This window comes from Opitutus sp. ER46 (assembly GCF_003054705.1).
Taxonomy (GTDB): Bacteria; Verrucomicrobiota; Verrucomicrobiia; order Opitutales; family Opitutaceae; genus ER46.
Map to the genome: position 1 here is coordinate 34,623 of NZ_QAYX01000018.1, position 18,827 is coordinate 53,449.

The 18,827-nt window shown below is 65.6% G+C and carries 9 protein-coding genes; 3 read left to right on the plus strand and 6 right to left on the minus strand.

All coding sequences use genetic code 11. The features are described 5' to 3' along the window. Window positions 1-552 precede the first annotated feature (552 nt). Window positions 553-2,298 (plus strand): TIM-barrel domain-containing protein, encoded by a 1,746-nt coding sequence (locus DB354_RS03740; RefSeq protein ID WP_107834101.1) that lies wholly within the window; start codon window positions 553-555, stop codon window positions 2,296-2,298. 161 nt (window positions 2,299-2,459) lie between these two features. After that, entirely contained in the window at window positions 2,460-3,698 is a 1,239-nt protein-coding gene (locus DB354_RS03745) for a metallophosphoesterase family protein (protein ID WP_107834102.1), read from the plus strand. A 971-nt stretch (window positions 3,699-4,669) separates the two neighbouring features. On the opposite strand, the gene DB354_RS03750 is transcribed toward DB354_RS03745, so the two are convergent. The 5 genes from DB354_RS03750 to DB354_RS03770 form a co-directional block, all read right to left on the minus strand. Continuing rightward, entirely contained in the window at window positions 4,670-6,463 is a 1,794-nt protein-coding gene (locus tag DB354_RS03750) for an alpha-L-fucosidase (protein WP_107834103.1), read from the minus strand. Between the two features lie 659 nt (window positions 6,464-7,122). Beyond that, window positions 7,123-8,979, minus strand: a complete 1,857-nt coding sequence (locus DB354_RS03755; RefSeq protein ID WP_107834104.1) for a glycoside hydrolase family 97 protein — start codon at window positions 8,977-8,979, stop codon at window positions 7,123-7,125. Between the two features lie 677 nt (window positions 8,980-9,656). Beyond that, entirely contained in the window at window positions 9,657-11,366 is a 1,710-nt protein-coding gene (locus DB354_RS03760) for an alpha-galactosidase (protein ID WP_107834105.1), read from the minus strand. Then, entirely contained in the window at window positions 11,363-12,307 is a 945-nt protein-coding gene (locus DB354_RS03765) for a DUF4886 domain-containing protein (protein ID WP_107834106.1), read from the minus strand. The genes DB354_RS03760 and DB354_RS03765 overlap by 4 nt, the downstream gene beginning before the upstream one ends. Before the next feature lie 477 nt (window positions 12,308-12,784). After that, the gene (locus DB354_RS03770; RefSeq protein WP_158277355.1) at window positions 12,785-13,912 is read right to left on the minus strand and encodes an esterase; all 1,128 of its coding nucleotides are present in this window, start codon (window positions 13,910-13,912) and stop codon (window positions 12,785-12,787) included. Window positions 13,913-14,144: 232 nt separating this feature from the next. Here DB354_RS03770 and DB354_RS03775 point away from each other — a divergent pair, with 232 nt between their 5' ends. Beyond that, on the plus strand, window positions 14,145-14,909 hold the full coding sequence (locus tag DB354_RS03775) for an SGNH/GDSL hydrolase family protein (RefSeq protein ID WP_107834108.1): 765 nt from the start codon (window positions 14,145-14,147) through the stop codon (window positions 14,907-14,909). Between the two features lie 1,480 nt (window positions 14,910-16,389). Here DB354_RS03775 and DB354_RS03780 read toward each other — a convergent pair. Further along, window positions 16,390-18,429 (minus strand): enterotoxin, encoded by a 2,040-nt coding sequence (locus DB354_RS03780; protein ID WP_107834109.1) that lies wholly within the window; start codon window positions 18,427-18,429, stop codon window positions 16,390-16,392. Window positions 18,430-18,827: the final 398 nt, after the last annotated feature.

Genomic DNA, 18,827 nt, shown 5'->3' on the forward strand with positions numbered 1-18,827 from the left:
CGATAACCTCCCTTTCCTCCGTTACCTCCTGTAATACGGATTTGAGCTGGGTGGGTTTGTCCACCGATTCCAAGGCAGTCTCACAGGAGCTAAGGGAGGGAACAGAGGTTCGAGCCCCAGCCCCCACCTTCTCGCATTTTCGCGCCAGCGAAAACGCGAGCGCGCTGCTTTTCTGAAGCCCTAAGCCCCTCGTCTATTTTCGTGCGTCTTGGTGCCTCTTCGTGGCTAAACGTACATTGCCTATATTCGTGTCTATTCGTGTCCATTCGTGGTTACCCATGGCTACAAGCGGTAAGCTGTAGGCGTTAGGCCCCGACCGAATAACGAATAACCAACAACCAATAACTCATCATTTTGCCCCTTTTGCGCCTCTTTGCGGCCGGTTCTCGCTTCGCGAAAACCGAAGCAGGAGCTGAAGCCAGCGCCTCTGGCGCCGGGATTTGACGCCCTCTTCCTTCATTTTTGTCACCAGCAAAAATGAATGGGCCGACCGGCCAATGGCGGCGACCGCTGGGAAGCGGCTAACCTCGGTGTTTCAACCCGCCTCTACCCGTGCGCCTTCACCCCCGGCCGTTGTCCGCCGCGCTCCCGGTGCGGCTCGTCCTCCTCCTCGCCGCGCTCGCGCTCGCAGCCACAGCGTCCGCCGCCGAGCCGGCTGCCGCACCGCGCCGCCGGCCGATCGACCGCACCATCGATCGCTCCCACCCGCGGTTCGCCGGCAAGCCTCCCCTCGTTCCGCGCTGGGCCTTCGAGCCCTGGGTGTGGGAGGACAACGGGAATACCCGGCAATCCACCGAGCAACTCGTCGACGGCTACCTCGCGCGCGACATCCCCACGGGGGTCGTGATCGTCGACAGCCCGTGGACCACCGCGTACAACAACTTTGTCTGGGACCCGAAGCGCTACCCGGATCCCGCCGCGATGTCGCGCGGGCTGCACGCGAAAGGAGTCCGCCTCATTCTCTGGCAGGCCGGGATGCTCAACCGCGTGGCCGAGGATGGCCTCGCGCCCGATCCCGATTTCGACCGCGCCCTCGCGCTCGGCTACGTCGTGAACGGCGGCCAGGAGTACAAGTGGTGGAAGGGCATCGGTCGCCACGTGGACTTCACCAACCCGGCCGCCTGCGCGTGGTGGACGCAGCGCATGGCGCAGGCGGCGCAGGTGGGCGTGGACGGTTGGAAGGCCGACCAAGGCGAGGGCGCGTTGCCCGACATCGTCGAGACCTCCCGCGGTCCGCTGCCGCACAAGATCTTCAAGCTCGCGTACTATCACGCCATCCGCGAGGCCGCGCTCCGTCTCAACCGCGACGCCGTGGTGCTGGCGCGGCCGTTCTCGCACCAGGGCGGCTGGGCCGCCGCGATCGCCGACTGCTCCGTCGGCTGGGGCGGCGACTTCAGCGGGGACTGGGCCGGGCTCCAGCTGCAGCTCGACAACATGTATCTCAGCGCCGCGGCCGGCTACGGCGTGCTCGCGGTCGAAGTCGGCGGTTTTTACCGGGCGAAGTCCACCAAGCGGGAACTGATCCGCTACGCGCAGTTCGGCGCGCTCATGCCCGTGATGTGCAACGGCGGCGCCAACGGCGGGCTCGCCGAACACCTGCCTTGGTTCCACGACGAGGAAACCGTCCGCATCTACCGCCGCTTCGCCACGCTCCACCACGAACTCGGCGACTACCTGTTCTCGTGCGCCGTCGACGCGCATCTCCACGGCGGCTCGGTCGTGCAGACGCCCGATATCGCGCGCCGCCAGCACCGGCTCGGACCCGACCTGCAGGTGGGCGTGGTGGCCGACGCCACCGATCGCGCGTCCGTCACGCTCCCGGCCGACGGCGGTCCGTGGATCGATTGGTGGCGGCAAACGGAGATCCATCCCGCGGGGGCAACGATCGCGTCGGTCGTCCCGCTCGACCAGTGTCCGCTCTACGTGCGCGCCGGCGCCGTGCTGCCGATGACGGTGACCTCCGACCTCATGGGCAACGGTGACGCCGCCAGCCGCGGTCGCCGCACGCTGGTGTGTTTCCCGCACGGGAAGTCGGAGCGCCGCCTGCACCTGCCGACGGGCGCGGGGATAGACTACGAGGACGTGACCGTGGCAATGGACGCCTCCGCTGGCACGCTCACGCTCCGCAGCCCGAGCCGCCAGCCGTGGCGCCTGCGGGTGAAGTGCCTAGCGGCGCCGCAGGAGGTCCGGGGCGCGACCACCTGGGCCTATGACCCACGCGGCCAGTGGCTCACCGCCGACGTCGACGCCGCCGACGTCCAGTTGTCGCTCCGCCAGTTTTCGCTGCGCGAAAACTGAAGTGGGGGGTGCAACACCGGCACCATCGGCGCCGCGACCTCTGTTCCCTCTGCTATCTCCTGTGAGATGGCCTTGTGAATTTTATCGTGCATTTTCGTGCCTCTTCGTGGCCAACACCCGTCTTATCCGAGCAATCTGAGGTTAAACAAAACTCCCCCTTCATGTCCCCATCCCGAATTCGTTCCTTTCTCCTGTGCTTCACCCTCATCCTCGCGAGCGGCGCGGCGCTGAGCGCGGCGCCGGTGCTCACCTGGGCGGGCGATCCGGCCACCACGCAGGCCGCCACCTGGCGCACCGACGCCACGGTGACGCAGGCCTTCGCCGAGCTGCAGCCGGCGCCGGACGGGATTGTGAAGCCGGCGGCCCAACGCGTCCCGGCGCGCAGCGAGGACCTCGCGCTCGAGGGCGAGCCGCCGCTGCGGTTCCACACCGTGGCCTTCACCGGACTCACCCCCGACACCGCCTACGCGTACCGCGTCGGGGACGGCAAAACCTGGAGCGAGTGGTTCCAGTTCCGCACGGCGCAGGCCAAGGCCGCCCCATTCACCTTCCTCTTTCTCGGCGACCCGCAGGTCAGCCTGCGCGAGCAATGGTCGCGCGTCTGGCGCCAGGCGTGGCTGACGGTGCCGGACGCCGCGTTTGCCCTGCTCACGGGCGATCTCATCAACGACGGCCGCAACGACCAGCAGTGGCGCGACTGGTTCGAGTGTGTGGGCTGGGTCGGGGCGACGCGCCCCCTGATCCTCGCTCCGGGCAGCCATGAATACATGTCGGCGAAGTTGAAGAAGGACGCCCCGCGGCGGATATCTCCGTACTGGCGCGCGCAATTCGAGTTTCCGACGCACGGCCCGGCCGGGCTGGAGGAGACGTGTTACTTCCTCGACTACCAGGGCGTGCGCTTCGTCGTGCTCAACTCCCAGGAAAAACGCACCGAGCAAATTGCCTGGCTGCGGCAGGTGCTTTCCGGCGAAAGGCCGCGGTGGACGGTCCTGGCGTTTCACGAGCCGATCTTCTCCGGCGGGCGCGACCGCGATGCGGCGCACTACCGCGCCGCGTGGAAGCCGGTTATCGACGAGCTGGGCGTCGACCTGGTGCTCACCGGCCACGACCACGTCTACGCGCGCAGCAGCCTCGACAGCGTGCCGACGGGGTATCCGGCCGCGCACGACGTGGTGAACCGGACGGTGTATGTCGTGGCGGTGAGCGGCACGAAGTACTATCCGCTGAGCGCCGGCCCCTGGGCTGTCCGCAAGGCGGCCGAGACCTCCAGCTTCCAGGCGATCACGGTGGACGGCGACGAGCTGCGTTACCGGGCCTGGACGGCGTCCGGCCGGCCCTTCGACGCCTTCACGCTGAAGAAGCTCCCCGGCGCCGCACGGAACGAGATCCGCGAGCCGTGAGACTCTAGTTTTCGCGCCCGCGAAAACTAAAGTAAGTGGGGTTTCGGACGCGGCGCCTGCGGCGCCGGCTTCAGCTTTCAGCCTTCGCTTCCCGGAGTGGGTTGGCCACGAAGAGGCACGAGAAGGCACGATAAAGGACCAGCAGCCATCGGATTTGGCCGCAAAAAAGCGCAAGAGGCGCAAGAGGATGAGTTATCGGTTGTAGGTTGTTCGTTATTCGGTACAGGCCTACGGCCTACCGCGTTTCGCCTATAGCCGAGCCGGCGGTGGCCACGAAGAGGCGCGAGAAGGCACGATAAAGGACCGACAGCCAAGGCAGGTTCGACAGGAGCTCGCTGAGAGCGCAGAGGTTCGAGCCGGGAGGGAGCCGCCGGCGCTCGGTCGCGCCGGCTGCTGGGGGTGTGGCTGTTTGGTTATTGACGACGCAAAAACCAACCTTGCCCCCGGCCGCATTCGCGCCGGCTGAGCGCTGAAGCGCTGCTTCCCAGAGCCCCTCCCTTCCCTCTGTTATCTCCTGTAAAACGGATTGGAGATGGGCGGTTTTGAGCACCGATTTCCAAGGCCGTCTCACAGGAGCCAAGGGAGGGAACAGAGGTCGCGGCGCCTGCGGCGCCGGATTGAAGGTTATAATGTTTAAGGTTTAAGGTTTGGACTCCTGATTGAACCCTCTGCGGCCTCTGCGATCTCCTGTTAAGCCATATCCTGTTTTAATCTGCGCAATCTGCGGTTAATTACAGGCCGGTCTATTTGCCTCAGATTACTCAGATCCAAGCACGATTCGTCAGAGGTCAATCGGCTTGGGCTCTCGATCGAATCCTCTACGGCCACTGCTGGCCACCGTAGTAATCATATCCAGTCTTCATCCGTGTAATCTGTGGTTAATATACGGCGCCGACGGGCGCCGGCTGCAGCTCCCATCCAGGTTATCGCGCCAGTGATAACCTTTTGGTGCCTCTTCGTGGCTAACCCCCTCACCACTTCGCGCTCACGAGCCGGACGCGGCGGAGGCGGGCCTCGGACCAGGGCTTGGCGGAGACGAGGTTCAGCGTGTGGTCGCCGGCGGCGGTCACGTTGACCGTGCCGAGCGTGACGGTGCGGTACGTTTCCAGGCCGCCGGTCGCTTCGAGTTTCACCTCGGCGCGCTTGCCATCGCACTCGCAGCGGAGCGTCGCGGGCGCGGCAAGCGCGAGCTCGGCCTCGACCTTGAACTGGCCGGCCCCGGCCGTGCGGAACTCCCAGTTCACCGTGGTCCCGGGATGCGTCCACGCGCCGATATGCGCGTCGGCTCCGGCGCCCAGCATCCGGGCGTTGCTGGCGTAGGCATTGACGATTGCGGCGAGCGAAGCAGGCAGCTCGATGACGCCCTGCGCGTCGGGCTGCGGCAGCAGGTCGACGACTTTCGGCGCGGCAGCGAACTCGAGCTTGATGACGGTCGCCACGGCATCGGGGGCGGCGGCGGGCACGGTCAGCGTGAGGCCCTCGGCGCCGGCCTGGGCGGCCAGCTTCCGATGCGAGACCAGCAACTCGGCCCGCTGCGGCGTCGAAAGCAGACCGGGGACAAAGAGGGTTCCGCCGGTCGGCCAGTCGAAGACGTGCAGGTAGAGCGTGTGGCCGCGCGTGGTGCTACGGCCCCAGGGGAGGCGGCGGAAGAGGCTGGCGGTGGTGCCGTGGATGGCCTCGCTGTTGGCGCGCACCCAGGCGCCGGACTCGCGCAGCCGTTCGACGCTCGGCGCCGGGATCTCGCCCAGGGAATTCGGGCCGACGTTGAGCAGGAAATTGCCGCCCTTGCTGGCGATATCGATGAGCTTGCGGGTGATGTCCGACGCCGGCTTCCAGTTCTGGTCCTGGGCCTTGTAGCCCCAGGTGTTGTTCATGGTCATGCAGACCTCGAAGAGCCGGTCGCCCAACCCGGTGGCGGGGATCTGCTGCTCGGGCGTGCTGGTGTCGCCCGCGAAATGCTCGAGCTGCTGCGGGTTGTAGAGCCGGTTGTTGGTCACGATCTGCGGCTGCAACTTGAGGACCTCCGCGAGTTTCTCGGCGTGCTTCAGCTCGATGCCGACGGGGGTGTCCCACCATAAAATGGACACCGGACCGTAGTTGGAGAGCAGCTCGCGCACCTGCGGGACGGCGATGCGGTCGATATAGTCATCGAAGCTGCCGTCCTGCGCCGGATCCCAGTGTCCGAGGGCGGGGTTGCCACCGAAGTGCGGGCCCTTGCGCGGGTACGCGGCGCCGCCGGCGTGGTGCCAGTCCTGCGCCTGCGAGTAGTAGAAGCCGAGGCGGATGCCGTGCTTGGCGCAGGCGGCCGCGAGTTCCTTGAGCGGGTCACGTTTGAAGGGCGTGGCATCGACGATGTTGAACGAGGAGGCGGCGCTCTTGAACATCGCGAAGCCGTCGTGGTGCTTCGAGGTGATGACGATGTACTTCATGCCGGCGTCCTTCGCCAGGCGCACCCATGCGTCGGCGTCGAAGTGCACCGGGTTGAACTGCGGGGCGAAGGCGGCGTACTCGGCCACGGGGATCTTCGCCGCGTGCATGATCCACTCGCCGAGGGGGTTGATGTTCTCGCCGTGGTAGCCCTGGTCGACCGGCTCGCCGCGATAGGAGCCCGCAGGGACGGAGTACACGCCCCAGTGGATGAACATGCCGTACCGCGCCTCGCGGAACCACGCGACGCGGTCGGAGGCCGCCGTGGACTCGGCGGCTGCAGTAACCAGAGGCAGCAAGGCCGCCAGGAGGGCCAGAAAGCGGGCGATGGTTTTCATATAGAGGTTTATGGATTTTGCCGCAAAAAGGCGCAAAAGGATGAGTTATCGGTTGTAGGTTATTCGTTATTCGGTTCGAGCCTACGGCCTACCGCTTATCGCCTATAGCCACGGCGCCGGTGGCGCCGGGTTGAAGGTTATAAAGTTTAAGGTGCCAAGGTTTGGGCTCCTGATCGAATCCTCTGCGGCCTCTGCGAGCTCCTGTAAAACGGGTCTTCTATTCGGGCTTCTTCGTGTCCATTCGTGGTTACACCCCATCCGGTTTTCATCTGAGGTATCTGAGGTTAATACAGAATTGGTTTTGACCTCAGATTACTCTGATCAAGGCAGGGTGGTCGGCGAAGGCGCCGGGTCGAAGGTTATAAGGTTTATGGTGCTAAGATTATGGCACTGGAATCGATGCGAGCTGCTGGGAATGGGTACTCCTTATCGTGCCTCTTGGTGCCTTTTCGTGGCCAACCATTCCGGAAATATTCGTGTCGATTCGTGGTTAAGTTTATCCGGATTTATAGGCGGCTGTAGGCTATAGGCTTTAGGCGGTTGGGTGACGGATTATGGATGACGACCGGCCGATTACCGAGTACGGGGGGCGATCGCACACGGGACGAGAACGAGAACAAGCAAGAGGAAGAGAGGGTCGCTGGCAGCCCCCACTTCAGTTATCGCGCAGCGATAACTGGAAGCAGCCGCAGAGCCACACCCCCGCTGGGGACGAGGTTGATTGGGAGGGTCGTGGTGCGGGTGACTTCGACCGTGCGCTTGGTCACGGTCTTGTCGGAGCCGTCCTCGAAGATATCGGCGCGGAAGCGCTGGCCGGCGGGCAGGAAGTCGAAGCCGAGCGTGAGGGTGCGGGCGCTGGTGTTGGTCACGGCGCCGACGAACCAGTCGGCTCCCTTGCGCCGCGCGACGACGATGAACTCGCCGGGGGTGCCGGCGGGGACGCGCGTGTCATCCCACGTTGTCGGCATTTCCTTCCAGAACTCGAGTTCGTGGCGGTTCACGATCTGCTCGGGCCGATCGTACCAGAAGAGGTACTGCAGCGGGCCGAAGTTGATCGCGGCGAGCGCCAGCTGGTGCGCCTTGGTCTTCCCGTTCAGGTTTTTCTCGTTCCAGCAGTAGGTGTGGTCCGCGGCGCCGGCGATGAAGCGCGTGAACGGATAGATCGTGCTCTGCGTGGCGTCGGGCCGGCCCTCGTCGCCCAGGATGCCCTCCTGCTGGAGGAGGTTCGGGTACGTGCGGCTGAATCCGGTCGGCCGGTAGTTGTCGTGAACGTCGACGACCAGGCCGTGCTGGGCCGCCTTTTTGACCGCCTCATGCAGCCACGTGACCCAGCGGTGCGAGCCGGTGTGCACGAAGCCGAACTTCACGCCGTCCACGCCCCACTGGTGGTAGAGCGGAAACGCCACGTCGAGCTGCCGCTCGAGCGCGCGGTGGTTGACGTAGAGGATCACGCGGCGGCCGTGGGCCTTGGCGTAGCGGATCGCCTCGGGCAGATCGAGGTCGCCGCGGCGGTTGCGCCGCGGGTCGACGCTCACCTTGGTGGCATCGGACGCGACGGTGTACTCGTAACCGTACCAGCCCGCGTCGAAGTGCAGGTAGTCGATCCCCTGCTCCACGGCGAAATCCACGAGCCGCTTCGCGCCGGCGGTGGAGAGCGTTGTCTCGCGCATGACCTTGCCGGGGTGGATCCAGGAGGTGTCGGCGATTTCGCAGGGCGGATTGAGGTTCAGGATGAGGTAGTTGTGCTCGAGCAGCTGTCCGGGCTGGGCCGCCACCAGAACCACGCGCCACGGCGTGCCCCAGGGAGAGGTTTCAACCACGGAGCTGTGCAGCTGGCTGACGAGCCGGTCCTCGCCGGCAAGATGGAGGCGGGTCTGCGCGTAGTTGGTGAGCCCGGCCTCGGCGAGGCTCAGCCAGGCGCCGTCGGGCAGCGCCAGCGTGACGGGGATGTGGCAATCGCGTTTCCAGTCCCGCAGCGGCAGGCGCGCGTAAGTCTCCTGGGCGTCCGGGGTCCAAAACGCGTTCGTGCCGGCGGGCAGGTTGTACTCGGTGCGCTCGGCGCCGATCTCGATCGTCGAGGTGCGCGAGCTCTCGGGGAAAAAGTAGCGGAAGGCGATGCCCTCGTCGTAGGCGCGGACGACGAGCTGGAGCTGCGCCTCAGATTCGCTGCCGCGGAGGAGGTCGACGGTGATCTCGTTGAAATGGTCAGGCACCTCCGCGCGTTCGCCCCAGGTGGGGCGCCAGGGGGTGTCGACGCTGCGCCGGGCCACGGCGCCCAGCTTGAACCCGGCATCCCAGGAATGCCCGGGCGCGGCGCCGAGCCGGACCAGGCCGAGCCGCGACGGGAGAAGGCGCGGCGTGTCGCGTTCGAGCACCTGGTACACGGGTGCGCCCTGGGCGTCGGTGCCCAGGGAGAAGCGGAGGCGGCCGTCGGGCGAGGTGACCTCGACATCGGCGCGCAGGAGGGGGGCCAGGAGCAGGGAGAGCGTGAGAGCGGCGAGCAGGGCGAGACGCATGGGGGTCAAAGAGAATAGGAAATCGCGCCCGTCCCGGGCAACTGGCCAATCGGACAGTTTTCGCTCCGCGAAAACTGAAGTAAGTGGGGTTTCGGATGCGGCGCCTGCGGCGCCGGCTTCAGCTTTCAGCCTTCGCTTCCCGGAGTGGGTTAGCCACGAAGAGGCACGAGAAGGCACCAAAATGAACTTCAATACAGTGGGTTCGTCTTCGCGCCTTTTGGTGCCTTTTTGTGGCCATAACCAGTTCGGTGGTCGCTGTCGCCGGCGCGGGTCGCGCCGGCTGGGGGGCGTGTGGCTGTTTGGTTTTTGACGACGCAAAAACCAGCCCTGCCCCCGGTCGCTTGACGCGACCGTAGAGCGCTGAAGCGCTGCTTCCCGGACCTTTCGCTTGCTCTCCCGCTGCCCAAGTTCTTGGCCTACGGCCTACCGCTTATTGCCTATAGCCGAGCCTGGGTTGGCCACAGCGCCGGTGGCGCCGGGTTGAAGGTGATGAAGTTTAAGGTGCTAAGGTTCGAACTCCTGCCCGATCCCTCGGCGAGCTCTGCGATCTCCTGTTGAGCCACATCCTGTTTCCATCGGCGCAATCTGTGGTTAAATACAGGCCGGCTCTTTCTCCCCCCGAGATAATCCGCTCCGGGCCTAAAGCTTATCGCTTACCGCCTACAGCCAAGCGCGCATTAGCCACGAAGCCGCCAGAGCGACCAGCCGAGGGGGTGGTCGATTTGGAGGTCCAGCGCGCCGTCGCGCCAAGTCGCCGCGCCGGTGCCGGCGAGACGTTCGGCGGTGGGGCCGGCAGCGGCAGACAGGCCGGGTACGGCCAGGCGGTTGCTGGCGGATGGGTTCAGCTCCCGGAAGGCGAGGACGAGCGCAGAGCGGCCGTCGGCGGCAAGCGAGGCGAAGCCGGTCCAGGCCACCCCGTCGGGCGCACCGCCGAGCGGCACAATCGTGCCGGCGAACAACGCGTCGCGGACCGTCTTCCACGTGCGCACGAGCGGCGCCACCTCCTCGATAAAGCCGGGAGGCAGGCTCGAGCATTCGAACCAACCGAGCGGGTTGGAGCAGAAGATGGCGGCAAAAAGGGCGGCCGGCGCGTGGCGGGCGGGCGCGAGCGGATCGTCGGGATATTTCTCGGTGTTGCGCGCGGGATTGAGGAACTCCATGCGCAGCCGGGCGGGGTCGACCCACCACGCGAGCTGCCAGAGGTTGCGCAGCGTCTGGTGCGGCCAATAGCGATGCCAGTCGGTGTAGCGGTTCTCGACGAAGAGCGGGCCGGTGCCCAGCAGCCCGAAGTAGCCGGGACGGAGCGACGCCGTGACGTCGAGGTCGAACACGACCGCGCCCTGCGTATCGGCGAGCACGCGATGGAAGAAGCGGCGCAGGTTGGCGTGCGCCAGGGCGGTCGGCGCGTACACGCTATCGATCTTGAAGTGCTGGATGCCAAGCTCGCGGTGGAAGGCGACCAGGCAGGCCGCGTCCTTCTCCCAGTTGGCGAACTCGTGCACGGAGTCGGCGGCGAACCAAAGTCCAAGCTTCAGGCCATGGCGCGCGGCCTGGTCAACCAGCGGCTTGAGGCCCTGGGGAAACTTGGCCGGGTCCGGCACCCAGTAGTCGGGTCGCGACGCCCAGAAACCCTCCCACACCCCCTTGCCGGCGGAGCGGGCCGAGTTGGAGCTGATGCCGGACTGCCAGCCGTCGTCGATCTGCACGACCTCGACGCCGAGCCGGGCGGCGGCCTCGATCTCCTGGGCGATGAAGGCGGCGTTGATGCGCGTGTCGCGCGACCGGTCGCCCCAGGTGTTGCTGTAGAAGCGCGGCGTGCGGTGCTCGGGATGGGCGGGACGCCGGCTCCGCTGGAACTGCTGGAGGGCGCGCGTGCGGCCCACCACCCCATCCTCGTAGGCCAGGTCGACGAACGACTCGGCCGCGGGCTGGCCGAGTCCGGAACCGCCGAAGAGCGTGACGTCAAACCCGGTGTCGCCACGCGGCAGGACGCGCAGGTCGGCGGCCGGCCGCTGGGGCCGCGCGTGCGGGAGAGGCTCGAGTTTCAGCAGGACGCGTCCGCGGCCCGTGAGCACATGCTCGAGGACGAAGAGGTTGCCGGACAGCTCGAGTTTCTCGGCGGGGTGCAGCAGCCACTCACGCGTCTGCACCAGCTCGTTGTGGTTGTCGGACTGGTCCTGCAGGAGAACCTGCGTCAGGCGGACGTGCTGCTCGCGGAGCGAGAAACGGGTGAGAATTTCGGGCTCCGCCGCGGGCGGCCGGTCGCCCTGGGGGGGCGCCGGGTCGCGTTCGACACCGGACGGCGACGCGCCCGCGGCGAGCGTCGCCGTGGCGAGACAGCCGAGGCCGGTGAGAAGCTCGCGGCGGGAAAGGTCGCCGGCGCTCACGGACGACGGGGGCCAAAGCCGTTGGTTTTGACGCCTTCGACGGCGCGGTGAGCGATGCCGCGGAGGAACCGGGCGAATTCGGGATCGAGGTCACGCGGCACGAAGGTGTTCTCGCGCACGTCGCGACCGAAGATGAACTCGTACCAGACGCAGCCGCCGAGGTATTCGCCAGCGAGGTTCGCGTGGTGGCCATCGTAGCCAAGGGTGCGCGAACCGTCCGGGCGCTTGCCCCAGTGCCAGCCCACGTGCAGCGCATGCGGCTGGGCAGGCAGTTCCTTGATGTCGGGAGCCGGCTGCTGCGCCAGGGGGCGGAAGCCGAAGGCCGGATCCTGCGCCGCCAGATGGAATGCGTCGCCAACGGGAATCACCTTGATTCCGAGCGCCTGAGCGCACGCCGCGTAAGCCTGGGTAAGCCCCGCGTACATCGCGTCCGGCGTGGTCGGATCGCCGGGCTTGGCGTGGCCGTGGAATTGCGGGTCGTCGGCGCGATATTCCCAGGTCTGGTGCAGGACGACCTGAGCCTGCGGCGCGTGGCGCTTGATATAGTCGTGGAGCTGCCGTGCCCAAGGCTCGTAGGTCTTCGGGTCATGGCTCTTGCGGCTGTACTGCTGGATCGTGACGAGGTCCCACGGCTGCGCGAGAAGGGCCTCCTTGAGGCTGCGACCGTCGGCGTAGCGGCCTTCCTTGGCGGTGGGATCGGCCTCGAAGCGGGTGACCTTGGCCCAGTGTTGCTCGAGCGTGGCGCTGCCGAACTGCTTGCGCTCGATCACCAGCGTGTCGCCCGCGGCGGTCGCGATCTTGTCCAGATAGCGGGTGGCGTTGTCGGAGAAGCTGTTGCCGATCGCAAGCACGCGGACGGTCTTGGCCGACGCGTCCACGAGGGAGGCAAAGAGCAACAACACCACCAAAGTGAGGGCGCGCCAGGGAGGGTATGTCTTCATATATCTTTCTCTTACTCTTTCTCTTACTCTTACTCACTTTAGTTTTTGCCGGCGCAAAAACTAAAGAAGGTGTTTTTAACCACAGATCGCTCGGATCAAGGCATGATGGTGGCCACAAAGAAGCACGAAAAGGCACGATAAAAGACCGGCAACCAAGGCAGGTTCTACAGGAGCTCGCTGAGAGCGCAGAGGTCGCGGCGCCGGTGGCGCCGGGTTGAGAGTTATAAGGTTAAGGTTCTAGGGTTTGGACTCCTGATTGAATTCTCTGCGAACTTTGCGATCTCCTGTAAGACTCTAGTTTTCGACGGCGCGAAAACTAAAGCAAGTGGGGTTTATATACCGGCGCCACTGGCGCCCAAGGCAGCCCCCACATAGGTTATCGCGAGAGCGATAACCTTCGTGTCCATTCGTGGTTAAGCCAATCCGGTTTTCATCTGAGGCATCTGAGGTCAAAAACCAAATATCGTGCCTGCGCCGTCATTCCACGCCGACGAAGAGCCGGGGGGCGAGGTCGGCGAGGTAGTCGCGCCAGACCGGCCAATGATGCCCGCCGGCGGTGAGCGTCCATTCGTGGTGAATGCCCTGGGCCCGAAGCCACGCGACGAACTCCTCGCTGCGGCCGCCGACGACCCCATCGCTGCGGCCGCAGGCGATCCAGAGCAGCTTCAGCCGCGCGTTCGCCGCCGCCACATCGGCGAGCGCGGGCGTGATCGCGGCCCGGTCGGGCCCGCCGGCACTGAAGGCCCCCACCCAGGCAAATCGATCCAGGTGCGTGAGCCCGACCGTGAGCGACTGGCCGCCGCCCATGCTCAGCCCGACGAGCGCGCGGTGATTGGCGTCGGAGACGACGCGATACGTGGATTCGACGAACGGCATCACCTCCTCGAGCAGGTCGCGGCCGAAGGCGGCGATGTTCTCCGGTCCGGAACGCGGGACGGCGTGGCCGTCCATCATCACGATCACCATGGGCCGGGCACGGCCGGCGGCGATGAGGTTGTCGAGGATCCAGTGCGCCTTGCCGTGCGTGGTCCAGGTCGCCTCGTTGTCGCCGCTGCCGTGCTGGAGGTAGAGCGTGGGATAGCGCTTGGCGTCGGCGGCCTCGTAACCGGGAGGCGTATACACGACGAGCGGCCGGACCCGGCCGAGGGCGCGCGAAACGTACGTGTGCAGGTGGACGACCCCATGCGGGACGGGTTGCAGGTCGAACCAGGCCGGCGGGTTGGCCGGCAGGTGGAGGATACTGGAACGAGGCGAGCGCATCGGTTTGATGGCGGAGTTCGCCGGATCGATCATGCGCAGTCCATCGACCTCGAAACCGTACTCCCAGATGCCCGGCTTGAGCCCTTCGACGCGTGCCGCCCAGACGCCCTCATCGCCCCGAGTCATCGGCACGCGGCCGCCGGGCACGTCGCCGACGACGAAGACCTTTTGCGCCGACGCCGCCACGAGCCGGAACGTCACCGCGCCGTCCTGAATCTCCGGTGACCCGACGGAGGTCTTCTGGATCACGCGGCGCGGGGCGGGCGCCGGCGCTGGCGCGGGCTCGGCCGCGACAAGCGCCGCGGCAACGAGTGAAAGAAGGAAGACGGGGACGAGGGGTTTCATAGAATAGTGAGCAGCTTCGCCACAAAGAGCGGCGGCAAGCGGCAGAACCGGCGATGCGGAAAACACACGAGGGTTAGCCCCGATGTTTTCGCGCCGCGAAAACATAATATTCAATTATCGCGGAGCGATAATTGGCCGGATGGCCAGTGGGCGGTTCTGCGAGTCAGGGCTAGACTGGCCAGCGCCGGCGGGACCACGCTCGCGAGCGAGACCGTGCCCGCCCTCTTTTCCCATGACGCCAGCCATCATCCCCCAGCGTCTTTCCCGCCGGTCGGCCCCACCCCGCCTCGTTGGTCTGGCGGCGGTGCTCCTACTCCTCGTCCTGCCCGGGAGAGCGCAGGAGACCGACCGGCGGCTGCACCCCAACGGCGAAATCTGGCGGTTCGACGCGGCCAAGATCGGCGCCGAGAAGCGCCCGCGGGTGCTCCTGGTCGGTGACTCGATTCTTAACGGCTACCTGGCCGCGGTGCGCCAGAAGCTCGAAGGCAAGGCGTACGTCGACGCCTGGGTGACTCCGCTGCATCAGGCGAGCTCCAGGGTGGAACCCGAGTTGGCCGGGGTCGTGGCGCATGGGCCGTACGATGTGATCCACTTCAACATGGGCCTGCACGGCTGGCAGAAGGGCCGGATCCCGGAGGGCAAGTTTGAGTTTTTCACCCGGCGGCTGGTGCGGGGCCTGCGCGCGGGGTGTCCGCATGGCAAGATGATCTGGGCGAGCAGCACGCCGGTGACGACGAAGGGCCGGCCGGCGACGCTCGATCCGGAGATCAACGCGACGATCGTCGACCACAACCGCCGCGCCGCCGCCGTCATGGCCGAGGAAGGGATCGCCGTGAACGACCTCTATGCGGTCCTGGTCGACCGGCTCGAGTTAGCCACCGGTGATCAGTTTCACTGGCAGAAGCCCGCAAGCGAGCTGCTCGCCACGCAGGTGGCCGCCGCGATTAGTGCGGCGCTGCCGGCGTCGCCCGCGCCGAGCGCGGCGAGTCTGAGGTGATAAGGTTTAAGGTGCTAAGGTTTGGACTCCTGATTGAATCCTCTGCGAGCTCAGCGATCTCCTGTTGAGTCATATCCGGTCTTTATCTGAGCAATCTGAGGTTAAATACAGATCCCCGATTTCACCTCAGATTACTCAGATCAAGGCAGGATGTTGGCCACGAAGAGGCACGAGAAGGCACGATAAAAGACCAGCAGCCGATCAGGATTTGGCCGCAAAAAAGCGCAGGAGGCGCAAAAGCGAGCCACAGATCGCCGAGCCGGGGTTGGCCACGAAGAGGCGCGAGAAGGCACGATAAAAGACCGGCAGCCAAGGCAGGTTCTACAGGAGCTCGCTGAGAGCGCAGAGGTTCGAGCCGGGAGGGAGCAGCCGGCGCGGGTCGCGCCGGCAGGGGGGGGGTGGCTGTTTGGTTTTTGACGACGCAAAAACCAACCTTGCCCCCGGCCGCATTCGCGCCGGCTGAGCGCTGAAGCGCTGCTTCCCGGAGCCCCTCCCTTACCTCCGGTATCTCCTGTAAAGCGGATTGGAGATGGGCGGGTTTGAGCACCGATTTCCAAGGCCGTCTCACAGGAGGGCGCGGAGCTCGCAGAGATCGAGCCGGGGGTTGGCCACGAAGAGGCAGGAGAAGGCACGATAAAGGACCGACAGCCAAGGCAGGTTCTACAGGAGCTCGCTGAGAGCGCAGAGGTTCGAGCCGGGAGGGAGCAGCCGGCGCGGGTCGCGCCGGCAGGGGGGAGTGGCTGTTTGGTTTTTGACGACGCAAAAACCAACCTTGCCCCCGGCCGCATTCGCGCCGGCTGAGCGCTGAAGCGCTGCTTCCCGGAGCCCCTCCCTTACCTCTGTTATCTCCTGTAAAGCGGATTGGAGATGGGTGGATTTGAGCACCGATTTCCAAGGCATCTCACAGGAGGCAAGGGAGGGAACAGAGGTCGCGGCGCCGATGGCGCCGGGTTGAAGGCAATAAAGCTTAAGGTGCCAAGGTTCGAACTCCTTGCCCGATTCCTCTGCGATCTCCTTAGTTTTCGGCGTTGCCAAAACTGAAGTGAGTGGGGTTCGGGATCCGGCGCCACGGGCGCCGGCTTCAGCTTTCAGCCTTCGCTTCCCCAGACTCCCTCCCTTTCCTCCGTTATCTCCTGTAAAACGGATTGGAGATGGGTGGATTTGAGCACGGATTTCCAAGGCCGTCTCACAGGAGGCAAGGGAGGAAACAGAGGTTCGAGCCCCAGCCCCCTCTTCTCGCATTTTCGCGCCCTGCGAAAACGCGAAAGCGCTGCCTCCCGGATCTTTCTCTTACTCCTACTCTTACTCATTCTCTCTGGGGATATCGGCTCTGGGCATGGAGCTTATAGCCTACAGCCTATAGCTATATCGTGCCTGTTGGTACCTCTTGGTGGCCAACCCTGCCTCGGACTACACTCGTGTTCCTTCGTTTCCATTCGTGGTTACATACACCAAGTAAGAGTAAGAGAACGCCGGCCACCTAGCGGCCGGCGTTGAAGACCAACACCTCGAAGGGTTCGAGGCGGAGGGTTTGTTTCTTGGCGCCGTCCAGGGTCAGTCTCTGCACGCGTTGGTCGGCGTAGGGACTGCGCAGGTCGATCTTCGTCGGCGCATCGGTGGGAAGCTCGAAGGCGGACTGCGCGTCGAGCGTGATCTCCTGCGGTTTGTCGCTCGGATTGCGCAGCGTGAGCGTCGCCCCGCGCGGCGCCCAGGCGGCCCAGCCATACACCTGGAGCTGGCGCGGGTCGCCGCCGACCCAGTGCGTGTCGACCAAGACGTCGGCCCAGGCGCGCGCCCACTTGGCCGAGGCCGCGATCGTGTCCCAGTCGGCAGGCTTCAGCAGCGCCGGCGTGCAATAGAGCTCCTGCAGCTGCGTGCCGCTGCCGAAGTAGCTGCGCACCTCCGCCGGAAGATCGCCCGCCGGGTCCGCGCGCAAGTCGCCGTTGGAGCGGCAGTAGATGATGCCGTGCGTCATCAGCGAGTTGAGCGGGTACAGCTCCCCCGCCGTGACGACATTCTGGTAGGTGAGCCCGTCGCGGAAGGTCATCCACTGCTGGCGCTTCGTCCCGACGCCCATCAGTCCGGAGTCGCGACCGCCGCGCCAGATCGAATCCGCCAACAGCGTCCAGAAGGGCGACGGCCACGTGCCGGTGGTGAGATTGATGAAGACGTCGCCGCGCGCGGCGCGCAGTTCACCGAGCAACTGGATCGCGGCCTGGAAGTCGCTGCTGAAGGGGCTGCCGGCCGGGGCGACGGTGTTCCGAGAGAGCCCGTCAAACTTGAACATGTTCACGCCATACGTGCGGATCATGCCAACGGTCACGTCACGGAAACGCGTGTAGTACTTTGCCCCGGACAGCGCGAAGCCCGCCTCGTTGAGCTCGTAGCCGCCCGCCTTGCCGGCGGTGGTGCGATGCGTGTGCTTCGCCCCGGTCGCGCCGTTGTAGCCGCCAAACGGTGACAGCCAGATGCCGAGCCCGATGCCGTACTTGGCCGCGGCCTCGCGGAGCGGGGTGAAGCCATGGGGAAACTCCGGCGTGAATTCCCAGACGGTGTCGGTGTCGTCCCAGCCGTCGTCGAAGAGGACAGAATCCATCACGACGCCGCGCTGCTGCACCAGCTCCCGGCCAAACGCCTGGATGCGATCGAGACACTCCGCCTCGGTGTAGCGGCGAATGGTGTTCATCCCGATGTCCCACCACGAGTTGTAATGCAGGAACGGCCGATACGGATGCGCGCGTTCGCGCTCGAGGTAGGCGAGGAAGGCGCGACGCAGCTGGCCCGCGGGCGCAAGGCCGAGAACGGTGCCGCGGACGAAATGCTGGCCGCGGCGGAGCGGCACGCCGACGAGCAGCCGCCCGACGGCGCGGTCGTCCGTGAGCCGGGCGGAGTACATCGGGTCCTCGATGCCGGCGAAGAAGGTCGGGGTGACGACGGGGGTGCCGGAAACCGTGCCGGCGAGACGGAGGCCCGGGGTCTGGACCTCCAGCAGCATGAGGTCCTTGACGGGCAGGTCCTGCGTGGTGGGCGCGAAATCGAACTGCTGGCGGACGTAGCTGGCGCCATCGCGCAGCTCCGCCTGCCAGCGCACCTCGAGTCCGGTCGCCGCGTCGGCAAACGCAGCGCGGACGCGCCAGCCGCCAAGCGCTTCGCCGGCGCGGGGCGAGCCGGCAGTCGGCGTGATGCGCTCCCGGACGGGCATAGCGGCGAGCCGCAGGTCGGCGGCGCGGAGGACGCGTCCGTCGGCCAGTTGCACCTCGAAGAGGCTGCCGCCGAGCGTGACGCGCTGCCCGGCGCGGCGGTCGAGGAACTCAGCCGGCGTGATCTGGCCATCGGCCACGCGCCAGGAAAGCGTGAGCGCGTCATTGGCGAGTTCGAGCCGATCCGTCGCCAACGTCACCGTGGTCGCGCCGGGGGATCGGCCGGGGTATTCCGGGAGCGCGACGCCGCGCGCCGGGGAAAAGGCGAGCGCGAGGAGGAGCAGCAGCGAGCCCGACCGCAGGCAGGGTGGTGGTCTCATATATAATCTTTCTCTTTCTCCTACTCTTTCTCTTTCTCTCAGATCGGAGAGCCAGTGATTGGCCATTCAGTCGCTGGTCCAGGAGCCTAACGCCGAAAGCCTATCGCTTATAGCCATGGGATAACCACGAATGCACACGAAGGGACTCAAATCGGGACCAGGCACTTTTACAGGAGGGAGCAGAGGGCGCAGAGGTTTTTAACCACGGATTGCTCAGATCAAGGCAGGATGGGTTGAAGCAGGATCAAGGCAGGGTTGGCCACGAAGAGGCGCGAAGAGGCAGGATAATAGTACCGATGCTCGGGTGGATATTCGTGTTCATTCGTGTCTATTCGTGGTTAGTCCCATCCGGTTTTCATCTGAGCAATCTGAGGTTACACATAGAATGGGTTTTGCCC